Genomic DNA, 13,520 nt, shown 5'->3' with positions numbered 1-13,520 from the left:
GTCGGGCCGACGGAAACGACGACGATCTCGCTCGCCACGCCCTTTTCCTTCAGGCGGACGGCTTCTTCCACGGCGATTTCGCAGAAGGGGTTCATGGACATCTTGACGTTTGCAAGGTCGACGCCGGAGTTGTCCGCCTTGACGCGAACCTTGACGTTGTAGTCGACCACTCGTTTGACAGCTACAAGAACCTTCATGGATTCCTCGTTACTCTCCGGTGAAAAGAATGTCGCCTGGGGGCTGCCCGGCGAATGCGCGTGGGTACAAGGGCACCTCTAAAAACGTTCTGGAGCCGGCAGAATTCAGATGACCGATCAGTCCTGTTACGACCCTTTGGGGTAAAACCCGCGGGTCATTTTCTGTCGTGGCGTGTAGACTCCACTACAAAACCTGATTCGGCCCGTAAACCCTGCTCCACGCCTGGTCTTTAGGGGTGCACCTGCGCCCGTCGGTCAGCCTACGGCGAGCGTAAAAGCGCTCGTATCTTGACCGTAACACCCCATCCGGTCAATACGCCAAATTGGCCAGCCTTCAGCCGCGTACCAGTGATTTTACTGGGCTCCGGCAAATTCAAACAAACGTTTGTATTGGACCCGCCAAGTGGTGTAGATATAATGCGCGGCCAAGACAAAACGGTGTAGTCCGTCATTCCAGCAGCTACAGCATCAGCCGCTACGCATGACCGCCCCAGCACCCAATAAGACCAAGCAACAGCACGAGCCTTGATGAGTAGGAGAGAACCAGTGGAACGCGAATACATGGAATTCGACGTGGTCATCGTCGGCGCCGGCCCGGCGGGCCTGTCCGCCGCCTGCCGCCTGAAGCAGAAGGCCGCCGAAGCCGGTAGCGAGATCAGCGTCTGCGTGGTCGAGAAAGGCTCCGAAGTCGGCGCCCACATCCTCTCCGGCGCGGTATTCGAGCCGCGCGCCCTGAACGAACTGTTCCCCGACTGGAAAGAACTCGGCGCGCCGCTGAACACCGAAGTGAAGCGCGACGACATCTATGTGCTGAAAAGTGCCGACAGCTCGACCAAGGTCCCCGACCTGTTCGTGCCCAAGACCATGCACAACCAGGGCAACTACATCATCTCCCTGGGCAACCTGTGCCGCTGGCTGGCCCAGCAGGCCGAGAACCTGGGCGTCGAGATCTATCCAGGCTTCGCCGCCCAGGAAGCCCTGTTCGACGAGAACGGCGTGGTGCGCGGCATCATCACCGGTGACCTCGGTGTCGACCGCGAAGGCAACCCGAAAGAAGGCCTCTACACCCCTGGCATGGAACTGCGTGCCAAGTACACCCTGTTCGCCGAAGGCTGCCGTGGCCACATCGGCAAGCAACTGATCAAGCGCTTCGACCTGGACAACGAATCCGACGTGCAGCACTACGGCATCGGCCTGAAGGAAATCTGGGAAGTCGACCCGGCCAAGCACGAGCAAGGCCTGGTGGTACACACCGCTGGCTGGCCACTGGACGTGATGAGCGCCGAGAACACCGGCGGCTCGTTCCTCTATCACCTGGAAAACAACCAGGTAGTGGTGGGCCTGATCGTCGACCTGTCGTATGCCAACCCGTACCTCTCGCCCTTCGACGAGTTCCAGCGCCTGAAGCACCACCCGGTGATCAGCCAGTACCTCGAAGGCGGCAAGCGCATCAGCTACGGCGCCCGCGCCATCTGCAAAGGCGGCCTGAACTCGCTGCCGAAGATGGTGTTCAACGGTGGCGCGCTGATCGGCTGCGACCTGGGCACCCTGAACTTCTCCAAGATCAAGGGCAGCCATACCGCGATGAAGTCCGGCATGCTCGCCGCCGAAGCGGTAGCTGACGCATTGATCGCCGGCAGCGAAGGCGGCGACCAGCTCAACGGCTATGTCAGCGCGTTCAAGGCCAGCTGGCTGCATGAAGAGCTGTTCGCCAGCCGCAACTTCGGCCCGGCGCTGCACAAGTTCGGCCCGCTGCTCGGTGGCGCGTTCAACTACGTGGACCAGAACTGGTTCGGCGGCAAGCTGCCCTTCACCCTGCACGACACCAAGCCGGACTACGCCTGCCTCAAGCTCGCAGCGGACTCGCAGAAGATCGACTACCCGAAACCGGACGGCAAGCTCAGCTTCGACAAGCTCAGCTCGGTATTCCTCTCCAGCACCAACCATGAAGAGGAACAACCCTGTCACCTGAAGCTGGCCGACCCGAACATCCCGATCGCCAGCAACCTGCCGCTGTACGACGAACCGGCGCAGCGTTACTGCCCGGCCGGCGTGTATGAAGTGATTACCCAGGAAGACGGCAGCAAGCGCTTCCAGATCAACGCGCAGAACTGCGTGCACTGCAAGACCTGCGACATCAAGGATCCGGCCCAGAACATCACCTGGGTCACCCCTGAAGGCGCCGGCGGGCCGACCTACCCGAACATGTAAGGCCTGCCCTCGCAGTAATGAAAAGCCCCCTGACCGCAAGGCCTGGGGGCTTTTTCGTATCAGGCGGTCCTGACTTCCTCGAACAGCTCGGGGTGGCGGTCGAGCAGCTTGAGTAGCTTGATCAACGCAACCGGTGGCTGGGTCTTGCCGTTTTCGTAGCGGGAGAAAGCATTGACGCCACCACCGAAGATTTCACCGGCCTCACGCTGGTCCAGATCGAATTTTCGGCGTACAGCCACTATGAAACCCGGGTCGACAACTGCGGCATTGATTTGCCGGTCGAAAGCCTGCATAAGATCACTTATGCGCTCCGCCTCTTTCATGCTCAGCACCGCTTCTCCGCAGACCAGGCAATAGTCCCCGAACACATCGGGGATCACCGTCTCTTGGCCTTTATAGCGATAGGGCATGTCCTGATACTGGGCAATCAATTCCGCGCCCCCACACATTGGACATTTCATTTCAAAGCTCCTTGAAGGACACGACCAGCACGTCGTCGACCACCGTCAATTTCACGTAGATCCAGCCGAACTGGGTAGGTACGTGATAAACATCCTGCCAAATTCTGTGGTCTAGATAGGTCGTCATGCTCTTATAAAAATCAGAAGACGAGAGCCCTTGAATGACATCGACGATCTGTCGAGGCCGAAGGCCAAGCTTGTGAGCGCCCTGAGTTGCGGCTCGTGTCGAGCGCACCTTCCCCTCTCTTAGCAGAACTCGTACCCGCTCCAACGGACAATGCGGCGTTCTCTTTTCCATGAGAAATTAACCTTTCAGGTTAAATTTGGCTAATAGGTTATTCCAATAACCCCCGCCCGGAAGTCTGCCTCAACGCCCCACCGCCACTACCACTTCATTTGTCACCACACATGATCGGCATGGGCTCGGCACCGAATGCCAACGGCTCACGCCGCCCGAAATACAGCGACGTCAGCACCCCAACCGTGCCCATGATCAGACAAAAGCCGACACACACCCAGGGGCTCCACGGCATCAGCGCAATCAACGCGAGCGGCGTGGTACTGGCCCACAGGGCATAGGCGATGTTGTAGGTGAAAGAAATCCCCGACACCCGAATCTGCGCCGGGAACAGCCCGACCATCACCGACGGCACCACCCCCACCACCCCGCAGGACAGCCCGGCCAGCGCGTAGGCCAGCCAGGTCATGCCCCACTGCCCCACCAGGCTGGCGTACAACGCGCCAATCCCCAGCGGCAGCGCCAGGCTGTAGATCATCAATGCACGCCAGGCGCCGATGCGGTCGACCAGCAACCCGGCCAGCACGCAACCAATGTTGAGAAAGACGATGCCCACGCTGCTCAAGGCGAAGGTGTGCCCGGCCGTCATGCCGAAACGCTGCTGCATCACCGTCGGCGTGATGACCACCAGCACCACCACTGCCGAGGTCAGCACGCAGGTCAGCAACGCCGCTGGCATCAGCGCCCGGCGATGCTCGCCAAGCACACTGCGCAGCGGGAAGGCCACCGGCTGCTCCCGCTGTTCGCGCAGGGCGAGAAACACCGGCGTCTCGCTCAGCCAGCGGCGCAGCCACACACCGATCACGCCGAACACGCCGCCCAGTAGGAACGGGTAGCGCCAGGCGTAATCGAGTATCTCCTGCGGTGTATAAAGCTGCGCCAGCAGCGTCGCAGTCAGCGCGCCAAGCAGATAGCCAAAGGTCAGCCCCGCCTGCAGAAAGCCCAGCGCATAGCCTCGCCGCCCGGCCGGCGCATGCTCGGCGACGAAGGTCCAGGCACTGGGCACCTCGCCCCCCACCGCAGCCCCTTGCAGGATACGCAGGGCCAACAGGATCAGCGGCGCGGCGTAGCCAATGTCGGCGTAGGTCGGCATCACGCCGATCAACAGGCACGGCAATGCCATCATCAGGATGCTCAGGCTGAACACCCGCTTGCGCCCCAGATGGTCGGCGAAATGGGCCATGAGAATGCCGCCCAAAGGCCGCGCCAGGTACCCGGTGACGAAAATCCCGAAACTTTGCAGCAACCGCAGCCACTCTGGCATCTCGGGCGGGAAAAACAGCTGGCTGAGGGTCAGCGCAAAAAACACGAAGATGATGAAATCGTAGATTTCCAGGGCGCCGCCCAGCGCCGCCAGGCCCAGGGTCCGGTGGTCGCCGCGGCTGAAGCCGGGCGCTCGGGGGTTATCGATGGCAGTCATGGCAGGTCCGCAGATCGGCAAAAGGCCAAGAGGATAGCAAATGCCGTTAACGGGGGCCGAGTCAGGAACTTCGGCTGAAAACGGTCTGGCCGAAATTCATCCGCCGCTTGCCATAGCCGGCTGCGCCGCAAAGGCTGGCCGGCAAGGGTACCTGCCCGACCACCACCGGCAGGTCGATGATCGCCATGAACGACCCCAACGCCTCGCAATCAGGCACCCTTGGCAGGCTGACGCTCACCGCCTGACGCTCGCTCTGCGGCACGGCAGGCACCTTCAGTTGCTGCGAGTGATACAACAAGGCGTGCTGGATCTGCGTACTGACCCGGCAGAAGCGCGCCAGGTCGACGCCCGCATGGCTGGCCAGTTCGATGTTGCCAACCAACAGGTTGAACGGCAGCAGGGCACTGTGCACCAGACGCTGCAGATCGTCGAAGCTCTCCACCGGGGCGATGCGGTAATAGCCCAGGCCATTGAGCAGCCGCTCAAGTTGCAGACGCTGGTCGGGGTGTTCGTCAGCGATGAGGATGCGCAGGGATTTGTTGGGCATCGTCCGCACCTGGCCGCAAGGTAATGAATGGGCTCCATGACCGTACTGCGCCAGAACAGGCAAACGTCAGGCAGGCCGCCTGATCGGGTCTTTATTGATAGTTGTCTTGAAACAACTGGAAATCAAGTTGCCAGCACAGGAAATTTTCACCTGCCTTTCACGGCGTATTCACGACTCCCACTGACGCATGCGCAAGCGACAGTGCTTCATGGCATTGACGATGTGCTTCTCCACCAGGCTGCGGGAAATGCCCAGGCGCTCGGCAATCTGCGGGTGCGACAGGCCATCGAGCTTGCGCAACAGGAAGCAGTCACGGCACACCGCGCTCAACTCATCCAGGGCTTGCTGCATCAGGGCCAGGCGCTGGTCCTGCTGCATGCTTTGGGTCAGTGCCGGGCTGTGCCAACGCTCGTCGCTATCGAGCACCTCCAGCGGCTCGGCCTGGCGCACCAGGTGGCGCCGGTGGCGATCGACCACCAGGTTCAGCGCGGTGCGGTAGAGGAACGCCCGCGGGTGCTCGATCTGCTCGCCCTCAGTACGTTCCAGCACCCGCAGGTAAGCGTCATGGGCCACATCTTCCGCCGCCTGGCGATTGCCCAGGCGTGCAGAGAGAAAGCTCACCAATTCGCGATAGTAGTGTTCCACGACGGTACCTGGCCTTTCCCTGCGCAAACGCTGACATGGCATGGGCAGCGGATAGGAGTGAAGTAAGCGAACGATCTTACAAATTATAATTATTCTCAGCAACATCGATGCTGGCCTTTCGCCCGGTTAAATCGGCACGCAGCAGGTTCGTTTAACTGGGACCCCCGAGCGCGCCGTGCATGGCCGCGCCCGGCCACTCCCTTCGGCTGGAAGCCCGCATGACACGCACAACCGCCCCCCGTCGCCGTCTGCTTATTGCAGCCCTGGGCCTGCTTGGCCTGGGCAGCCTGCTGGCCTGGACCACCTTGCCCTTGGGCGGTGCGCAGGTCAGCACCGTGCCGGTGACCCGCGCCGATATCGAAAGCAGCGTCACCGCCCTCGGCACCCTGCAACCGCGCCGCTATGTCGACGTCGGTGCCCAGGCGTCCGGGCAGATCCGCAAGCTGCATGTAGAGGCCGGCGATGAAGTCCGCGAAGGCCAGTTGCTGGTGGAGATCGACCCCTCCACGCAAAAGGCCAAGCTCGACGCTGGCCGCTACTCCATCGAAAACCTCAAGGCGCAACTCGCCGAGCAACGCGCCCAGTACCTCCTGGCCCAGCAGCAACACCAGCGTCAGCGCGACCTGGCCGCCGCTGGCGCCAGCCGCCAGGAAGACCTGCAAACCGCCCAGGCCCAGCTGAAAGTGACCCAGGCCCGCATCGACATGTACCAGGCACAGATCCTCCAGGCCCAGGCCAGCCTGCGCAGCGACGAGGCGGAGCTTGGCTACACGCGCATCTATGCCCCCATGAGCGGCACCGTGGTGGCCGTGGACGCTCGCGAAGGCCAGACCCTCAATGCCCAACAACAGACCCCGCTGATCCTGCGCATCGCCAAACTGTCACCGATGACCGTCTGGGCCCAGGTATCCGAAGCCGACATCGGCAAGGTCAAATCCGGCATGACCGCCTACTTCACCACCCTTGCAGGTGGCAAACGCCGCTGGGCCAGCACCGTGCGCCAGATCCTGCCGATCCCGCCCAAGCCGCTGGATCAAAGCGCCCAGGGCGGCGGCAGCCCGGCCAGCGCCACGGCCGGCACCACCGGCAGCAAGGTGGTGCAGTACACCGTACTGCTCGACGTCGACAACCCCGACGGCGCCCTGATGGCCGAGATGACCACCCAGGTGTTCTTCGTCGCCGGCCAGGCCAGCCAGGTACTCAGCGCCCCGCTGGCCGCGCTGCAAGACACCCCGGACGACGGCCTGCGCCTGGCCCAGGTACTCAAGGCCGACGGCAAGGTCGAGGCGCGCCAAGTGCGCACCGGCCTGAGCGACCGCTTGCGCGTGCAGATCCTCGACGGCCTGCACGAAGGCGAACGCCTGGTGATCGGTTCGCCGACCAGCGGGAGTTGAGATGAGCACGCCCCTGATCGAATTGAGCGACATCTACAAGGCCTACGGTGGCATCGATTCACCGAAAGTCGAGGTGCTGCGCGGCATCAGCCTGAGCATCCACCCCGGCGAGTTCGTCGCCATCGTCGGCGCTTCGGGCTCCGGCAAGTCGACCCTGATGAACATCCTGGGCTGCCTTGACCGCCCGACTTCCGGCAGCTACCGCTTCGCCGGCCGCGACGTGGCCGAGCTGGACGGTGACGAACTGGCCTGGCTGCGCCGCGAGGCGTTCGGCTTCGTGTTCCAGGGCTATCACCTGATCCCTTCGGGCTCGGCCCAGGAAAACGTCGAGATGCCGGCCATCTATGCCGGCACGCCGCCGGCCGAACGCCATGCACGGGCCCATGCCCTGCTCGAACGCCTGGGCCTGGCCAGCCGCACCGGCAATCGCCCGCACCAGCTCTCAGGCGGGCAGCAACAACGCGTGTCGATCGCCCGGGCATTGATGAACGGCGGCCATATCATCCTCGCCGACGAACCCACCGGCGCCCTCGACAGCCACAGCGGCGCCGAGGTCATGGCCCTGCTCGACGAACTGGCCAGCCAGGGCCACGTGATCATCCTGATTACCCACGACCGCGAAGTCGCCGCCCGCGCCCAACGGGTGATCGAGGTGCGCGACGGCCAGGTGGTCAGCGATTCGGCCGCCGAGCAAGCTGCCAGCGTAGCCGCCCGCCACCTGCAGGCCGACGACCTGCGGCAACGCCTGGACAGCGGCGCCAGCCATAAAGGTGCCTGGAAAGGCGAAATGCTCGAGTCACTGCAAGCCGCCTGGCGGGTGATGTGGGTCAACCGTTTTCGTACCGCGCTCACCCTGCTCGGTATCGTCATTGGCGTGGCCTCGGTGGTGGTCATGCTGGCGGTCGGCGAAGGCAGCAAACGCCAGGTGATGGCGCAGATGGCCGCCTTCGGCTCGAACATCCTCTACCTCAACGGTAAAAGTGCGACCGAGCGCGAACCCGCAGGCATTGTCACCCTCGACGATGTGACCGCCATCGCCGAGCTGCCCCAGGTGAAACATGTCATGCCGGTGATCGGCGACAAGCTGATGGTGCGTCAGGGCAACAACAGCCAGCAGTTCTACGTGGGCGGCAACAACACCTGGTTCCCCGAGATCTTCAATTGGCCGGTGGTCGAAGGCAGCTTCTACAGCGAGGCCGACGAAGCCAGTGGCGCAGCCGTGGCGGTGATCGGCCAGAAGGTCCGGAGCAAGATGTTCGGCGAGCAGAGCAACCCGCTCGGCCAATACCTGCTGATCGGCAACGTGCCGTTCCAGGTGATCGGTGTGCTGCAAGCCAAGGGCGCCAGCTCCGGCAGCGAGGACAGCGACGAGCGCATCGTGGTGCCCTACTCGGCCGCCGCCATTCGCCTGTTCGGCAGCGGCGACCCCGAATACATCGCCATCGCCGCCCAGGACTCCAGCCGGGTGCACCAAACCGAACAGGCGATCGAGCACCTGCTGCGCCAGCGCCACCAGGGCAAGCATGATTTCGAGCTGACCAACGACGCCGCGCTGATCCAGGCCGAGGCGCGCACCCAGAACAGCCTGTCGCTGATGCTCGGGGCGATCGCCGCGATATCCCTGCTGGTCGGTGGCATCGGCGTGATGAACATCATGCTCATGACCGTGCGCGAACGCACCCGCGAGATCGGCATCCGCATGGCCACCGGTGCCCGCCAGCGCGACATCCTGCGCCAGTTCCTCACCGAAGCGGTGATGTTGTCGATGGTCGGCGGCGTCACCGGCATCCTCCTCGCCCTGGCCATCGGCGGCAGCCTGCTGCTGGCCGATATCGCCGTGGCCTTCGCCCTGCCCGCGATCATCGGCGCCTTCGCCTGCGCCGTGGTCACCGGTGTGGTGTTCGGCTTCATGCCGGCCCGCAAGGCCGCCCGCCTAGACCCGGTCAAAGCCCTTACCAGCGAATAATCCATGACGATCCCCAGCCGCATCAGCCTGTTGACCCTGAGCCTGTTCCTGGCCGCCTGCAGCACCCCGCCGCCACCGGCGTCGGGCATCGACGCCCCAGCCGCCTGGCAAGGCGCCGCCGAAACCGCGCAACCCTGGCCGGACGGCCACTGGTGGCGCGCCTTCGCCAGCCCAGTGCTTGATCAGTTGATCGAACGCGCCCGGCAAAACAGCTACGACCTCGCCGCCGCCACCGCCCGGGTGCGCCAGGCCCAGGCCAGCGCGGTGATCGCCGGCGCCCCCTTGCTGCCGGAACTGCAGCTGGGCCTGGATGCCAGCCGCCAGCGCCTGCTGCGCGGTGACGGCAACGACCAGCTCGACGCCAGCAGCAGCGAACGCACCAGCACCTCGTTCGGAACCCGCCTGAGCGCCAGCTACGAGATCGACTTCTGGGGAGGCCTGCGCGCCGCCCGTGACAGCGCCCTGCGTAGCCTGGACGCCAGCCGCTTCGAGCGCCAGACCGTCGAACTGACCTTGGTCAGTGCCGTGGCCGACAGTTACCTGCAGGGCCTGGCCCTGGAGGAGCAATTGCGCATCGCCCGCCTCAACCTCGACAACGCCCGCGACGTGCTCGGCCTGGTCGAGACCCGCGAACGCGCCGGCTCCGCCACCCGCCTGGAACTGGCCCAGCAGCGCAGCCTGGTGGCCGCCCAGGAGCGCCAGCTGCCGCTGCTCGAACAGCGCCACCAGGACAACCGCATCACCCTGGCCACCCTGCTGGGTGAACCAGTGCAGGCACTGCCTGCCGGCAACGAGGTGATCGGCGCGCTGCGCTGGCCAGTGATCGGCAGCGGCGTGCCCAGCGAACTGCTGAGCCGACGCCCCGACATCGCCGCCGCCGAAGCCCGCCTCGCCGCCGCCAGCGCCGACGTACAGGTAGCCAGGGCCGCCATGCTGCCGCGCCTGGTCCTGGGCGCCAACCTTGGCAGCGGCTCCAGGACCTTTGCCAACATTTTCGACAGCCCCTACTACACCCTCACCGCCGGCCTTACCGCGCCCATCTTCAACAATGGCCGCCTGCGCGCCCAGCGCGAGCTGGCCAGCGCCGAGCAGCAGGAACTGCTGGAGGCATACCGCAGCAGCATCCTGGCCGGTTTTTCCGATGTCGAGAAAGCCCTCAACGCCATCAGTGGCGTGGAGCGCCAGCGCCAGTGGCAAGACCAGGAAGTGCAGCAGGCGCGCATCGCCTTCGATCTCGCCCAGCAGCGTTATGCCGCCGGTGCCGAGACCTTGCTGAGCGTGCTGGAAACCCAACGCACCCTGTACCTGGCCCAGGATGAGCAGGCGCAACTGTACCTGGCACGACTGCAGGGCAGCGTGGCGTTGTACAAGGCGTTGGGTGGGGGGTGGCAGGCGCCGCAGGCGTTGGCCGAGGCTCGGCCATAATCCGCCGCCCCTCGTAGGAGCAACTGTCTTACTCAACTGCTAAAGCTAGCGCGATCCCTGTGGGAGCGGGCTTGCCCCGCGAAAGGGCCGCGCAGCGGCCCCAGCGATTTCTGCCTTTACACCGAAACCTGGGGCTGCTCTGCAGCCCTTTCGCGGCACAAGGCCGCCCCTAAAGAGGGCGGGCTACCCCATCAAGTCGCGATGTTCTTCATCGACAGATGCCGCGCGTACCAGGGCCGTTGCGGCACCTTGCGCAGCAGCCCGCCGATCTTGTCGTCTTCACCGAAGGTGATGCGCAAGGCCAGTTTCATCACCTCCACGTCCATCTCGACCGATTTGCCCGGGCGCGTGCCCGGCTCGGTGCTGCAGCCATGGGTATCGGGCCCCAGCCACGGGTCATCGACCTCCACCCAGCGGCCAGGGGCGAACCAGGCCACACCATTGACCTGCTGGCGCCGAACCTGGCCAGGGTGATAGCGCTCGTGGGCGCGGAACCAGTCGTCTATGCGGTCGTCGATCCAGCCATGGAAGGCCCAGAACACCGGGTTGACGTGGGACGAGAACGGGTCGCCGAGAAAATCGTTTTCACGCTCGAACCAGCGCGCGGCGAAGTCCGCAGGGTCACGGGCGAAGGGCACCGGCGCGCCGTTGATCGGGTCACGCGGCACCGACGCCCAGCACATGTGCAACCAGTCGTGCAGGTTCATCTCAAGCTCGGAGCCGAAGGCCCCCAGCGACAGCTTCGACAGGTACTGCGGGTCCTGGTACTGCGACTCCCACACCTGGAAGTTGCTGCAGAACGTCTCACCCGCCTTGATCGCCGCCACCCACTGGCCGTAAGCCTCGTCCTCGGGCGCCTGCCAACTGGGCGGCACACGGTGGCCGTCGTGGTTGTCGTGGTAACGGGCAAAGCCTGCGCGGTCGAACTCCACGCTCGGTTGCGGCAGCGGGAAGCGCTGCCAGGACGGCAGGTCCTGCAGGGTGCGGGCATGCATCAGCATGTGCCGATGCATGAACAGGAAGTCGATGCCTGAACCATTGCGGTGCTTGCGCGGGCCACGGGCATCGCGCTCGCGGTCGCGCGGGCCGGGCTGCCAGCCCAGGCCACGCAGCGCGTTGTGCTTCTCCACGGGCAGCTTGTGCCACTGATCGCGGGTCGCGTGCCAGAGCTGGTGGAACAGCCGATGCTCGGCGCCGATCACCCAGTCCTGCATCTGCGCGGTGTAGGGCAGGCGCTCGCGCGCTTCGGGGAATGGGCGCTTGACCGCGACGAAGCGGCTGTCCTGCAACGGCAGCGTCAGCGGGCGATCCAGGCGTTGAATACGGCCGCTGAGGGTACCTGGGCCGGCATTGGCAAAGGTGCCCCACACCTCATCGAGGCTGGCCACGCACTCATAGCCCGGGCCGCCGTGCAGGCCGACCAAGCGCCAGCGCACCTGGGCGCTGCTGGCACCCACCAGGTCGCCGAGCACACGGTAGGCCGCCTCGCCGTCGCCACGCAGGCGTTCGCCGGTATCGACGAAGCCCCGCAGCCCGCGGCCCTTGGTGGCGACATCGAGGAACATCTCCACCCCTTCCTTGGGCAGGCCATCAAGGCCGCCATCGGCGCCGGCAAAGCGGATGTCCCAGACCCCGCGCAGCAAGTCCGCCAGCACCTGCCCGGCGGCGTCGGCCAGTTCCACGCTGGCCTCGCCCGGCGTGACCACATCGTCCTGCGGGTCGTGGGTCAGTTCCTTGTGCGCGTAATAGGCCGCCGTGCCGGCAGCGCCCGCTACCGCCAGGCCTGCGATGAATCCTCGTCGAGAAATTGTCATTGCGCCTCAATCCGTCTCCGCGTGACGCGGCTTCTATCCAAGCTAGGACGGATCTCGGCCGGGTAAATTTAGCGGCCGGGGCGCTCGTCTGTTGAGTATCTCCCGTTGCCAGAGGTACCCCCATGACCTCCCTGCTTGCCCGCCTGATCCGCCCCAGCAAGGCCACCGCCTACCGGATCTTCGACATCGAGCTCAAGGCCATCGTGGCCTTGAGCCCCTCGCTGTGCCGCTTCGTCTTCAGCGGCCCTGACGTGGCCCAGATGACCACCCTGGCTCCCGACCAGCGCATCAAGCTGTTCTTTCCCACCCCCGCGGGCGCTGCGCCCAACCTGCCCAAGGACGGCCAGTGGCAACAGGCACGCCGCCACCTGGCGCCGCAGGACACACCGCCGATGCGCACCTACACCATTCGCGCCCTGCGCCGCGAAGCCTGTGAAGTGGATGTGGACTTTGTCCTGCATGGGGTGAACGGCCCGGCATCGTCCTGGGCGACAACCGCCCGATTGGGTGACCGGCTGCAGATGGTCGCCCCCAACCTGGCCTATGCCGGCGACCCCGGCGGCTATGAATGGAAACCCCCGCACAACGCCCGGCACATTCTGCTGGTGGGCGACGAAACCGCCCTGCCGGCCATCGCCGGCATCCTCGAACAGCTGGCCGACCAGTCCCCTGAGCTTGCGGTAGAAGCCTTCATCGAAGTACCCCTGGAAGACGACTGCCTGCCGCTGCGCCACAGCCCGGCAACCCGCCTGCACTGGCTGCCCCGTGACCTGCTGCGCAGCGAGCACGGCCAGGCCATGCGCCACGCCGTACAGGAACTGGCCAGCCTGCCCGCTGTGCGCGCAGCGGCACCAGGCCGGCTGGAAGAAGTAGACATCGACACACAGATTCTCTGGGAACAGGGCAGCGGCGAGTGCAACGGCTTCCACGCATGGGTCGCTGGCGAGTCAGGGGCGGTGATGGACATCCGCCGACACCTGATCAAGACGCGCGGCCTGCCACGCGAAAGCCTGACGCTGATGGGCTACTGGCGCGCCGGGCGGGTACTGGACTGAAAAGCACTGGGGCCGCATTACGCGGCCCCAGTACTTGTTGCGGCTCCCCTTCACGTGCAGCAACCACCGACCGCACCCGCTCGGCAA

The 13,520-nt window shown here is 64.8% G+C and carries 12 protein-coding genes; 5 read left to right on the top strand and 7 right to left on the bottom strand.

The genetic code is table 11. The features are described 5' to 3' along the window. The coding region (locus ACO6VM_RS21320; RefSeq protein WP_422403790.1) for an electron transfer flavoprotein subunit beta/FixA family protein at positions 1-197 on the bottom strand (197 nt) is incomplete at its 3' end. A gap of 528 nt (positions 198-725) precedes the next feature. Between ACO6VM_RS21320 and ACO6VM_RS21315 the strand changes: the two genes are divergently transcribed. Continuing rightward, positions 726-2,408, top strand: coding sequence for an electron transfer flavoprotein-ubiquinone oxidoreductase (locus ACO6VM_RS21315; RefSeq protein ID WP_125859467.1), 1,683 nt, complete (start codon positions 726-728; stop codon positions 2,406-2,408). A gap of 59 nt (positions 2,409-2,467) precedes the next feature. On the opposite strand, the gene ACO6VM_RS21310 is transcribed toward ACO6VM_RS21315, so the two are convergent. The 5 genes from ACO6VM_RS21310 to ACO6VM_RS21290 form a co-directional block, all read right to left on the bottom strand. Beyond that, positions 2,468-2,869, bottom strand: a complete 402-nt coding sequence (locus ACO6VM_RS21310; protein ID WP_401056259.1) for a type II toxin-antitoxin system MqsA family antitoxin — start codon at positions 2,867-2,869, stop codon at positions 2,468-2,470. A gap of 1 nt (position 2,870) precedes the next feature. Continuing rightward, positions 2,871-3,167 (bottom strand): type II toxin-antitoxin system MqsR family toxin, encoded by a 297-nt coding sequence (locus tag ACO6VM_RS21305; RefSeq protein WP_422403789.1) that lies wholly within the window; start codon positions 3,165-3,167, stop codon positions 2,871-2,873. Positions 3,168-3,261: 94 nt separating this feature from the next. Then, positions 3,262-4,587, bottom strand: a complete 1,326-nt coding sequence (locus ACO6VM_RS21300; RefSeq protein WP_401056263.1) for an MFS transporter — start codon at positions 4,585-4,587, stop codon at positions 3,262-3,264. A gap of 61 nt (positions 4,588-4,648) precedes the next feature. Continuing rightward, positions 4,649-5,134, bottom strand: a complete 486-nt coding sequence (locus ACO6VM_RS21295) for a histidine kinase (RefSeq protein ID WP_390969681.1) — start codon at positions 5,132-5,134, stop codon at positions 4,649-4,651. 168 nt (positions 5,135-5,302) lie between these two features. Further along, positions 5,303-5,779, bottom strand: coding sequence for a sigma-70 family RNA polymerase sigma factor (locus tag ACO6VM_RS21290; RefSeq protein WP_125464904.1), 477 nt, complete (start codon positions 5,777-5,779; stop codon positions 5,303-5,305). Between the two features lie 218 nt (positions 5,780-5,997). Between ACO6VM_RS21290 and ACO6VM_RS21285 the strand changes: the two genes are divergently transcribed. Genes ACO6VM_RS21285 through ACO6VM_RS21275 form a run of 3 tightly spaced genes read left to right on the top strand, consistent with a single transcriptional unit; the run spans position 5,998 to position 10,564 of the window. Then, positions 5,998-7,173 (top strand): efflux RND transporter periplasmic adaptor subunit, encoded by a 1,176-nt coding sequence (locus ACO6VM_RS21285; RefSeq protein WP_422403788.1) that lies wholly within the window; start codon positions 5,998-6,000, stop codon positions 7,171-7,173. A 1-nt stretch (position 7,174) separates the two neighbouring features. Further along, positions 7,175-9,139, top strand: coding sequence for a MacB family efflux pump subunit (locus ACO6VM_RS21280; protein WP_422403787.1), 1,965 nt, complete (start codon positions 7,175-7,177; stop codon positions 9,137-9,139). A 3-nt stretch (positions 9,140-9,142) separates the two neighbouring features. Then, entirely contained in the window at positions 9,143-10,564 is a 1,422-nt protein-coding gene (locus ACO6VM_RS21275) for an efflux transporter outer membrane subunit (RefSeq protein ID WP_422403786.1), read from the top strand. A gap of 191 nt (positions 10,565-10,755) precedes the next feature. Here the strand turns inward: ACO6VM_RS21275 and ACO6VM_RS21270 are convergent, their stop codons facing one another. Continuing rightward, positions 10,756-12,378 (bottom strand): twin-arginine translocation signal domain-containing protein, encoded by a 1,623-nt coding sequence (locus ACO6VM_RS21270; RefSeq protein WP_422403785.1) that lies wholly within the window; start codon positions 12,376-12,378, stop codon positions 10,756-10,758. Positions 12,379-12,500: 122 nt separating this feature from the next. Between ACO6VM_RS21270 and ACO6VM_RS21265 the strand changes: the two genes are divergently transcribed. Then, positions 12,501-13,433 (top strand): siderophore-interacting protein, encoded by a 933-nt coding sequence (locus ACO6VM_RS21265; protein ID WP_422403784.1) that lies wholly within the window; start codon positions 12,501-12,503, stop codon positions 13,431-13,433. The last annotated feature ends 87 nt before the right edge of the window (positions 13,434-13,520 follow it).

The organism is Pseudomonas sp. GZD-209, from assembly GCF_049310485.1.
In the GTDB taxonomy this organism is placed as follows: domain Bacteria; phylum Pseudomonadota; class Gammaproteobacteria; order Pseudomonadales; family Pseudomonadaceae; genus Aquipseudomonas; species Aquipseudomonas sichuanensis.
The sequence above is the reverse complement of the archived record's forward strand: the minus strand, read 5'-3'. Positions and strand labels throughout refer to the sequence as shown.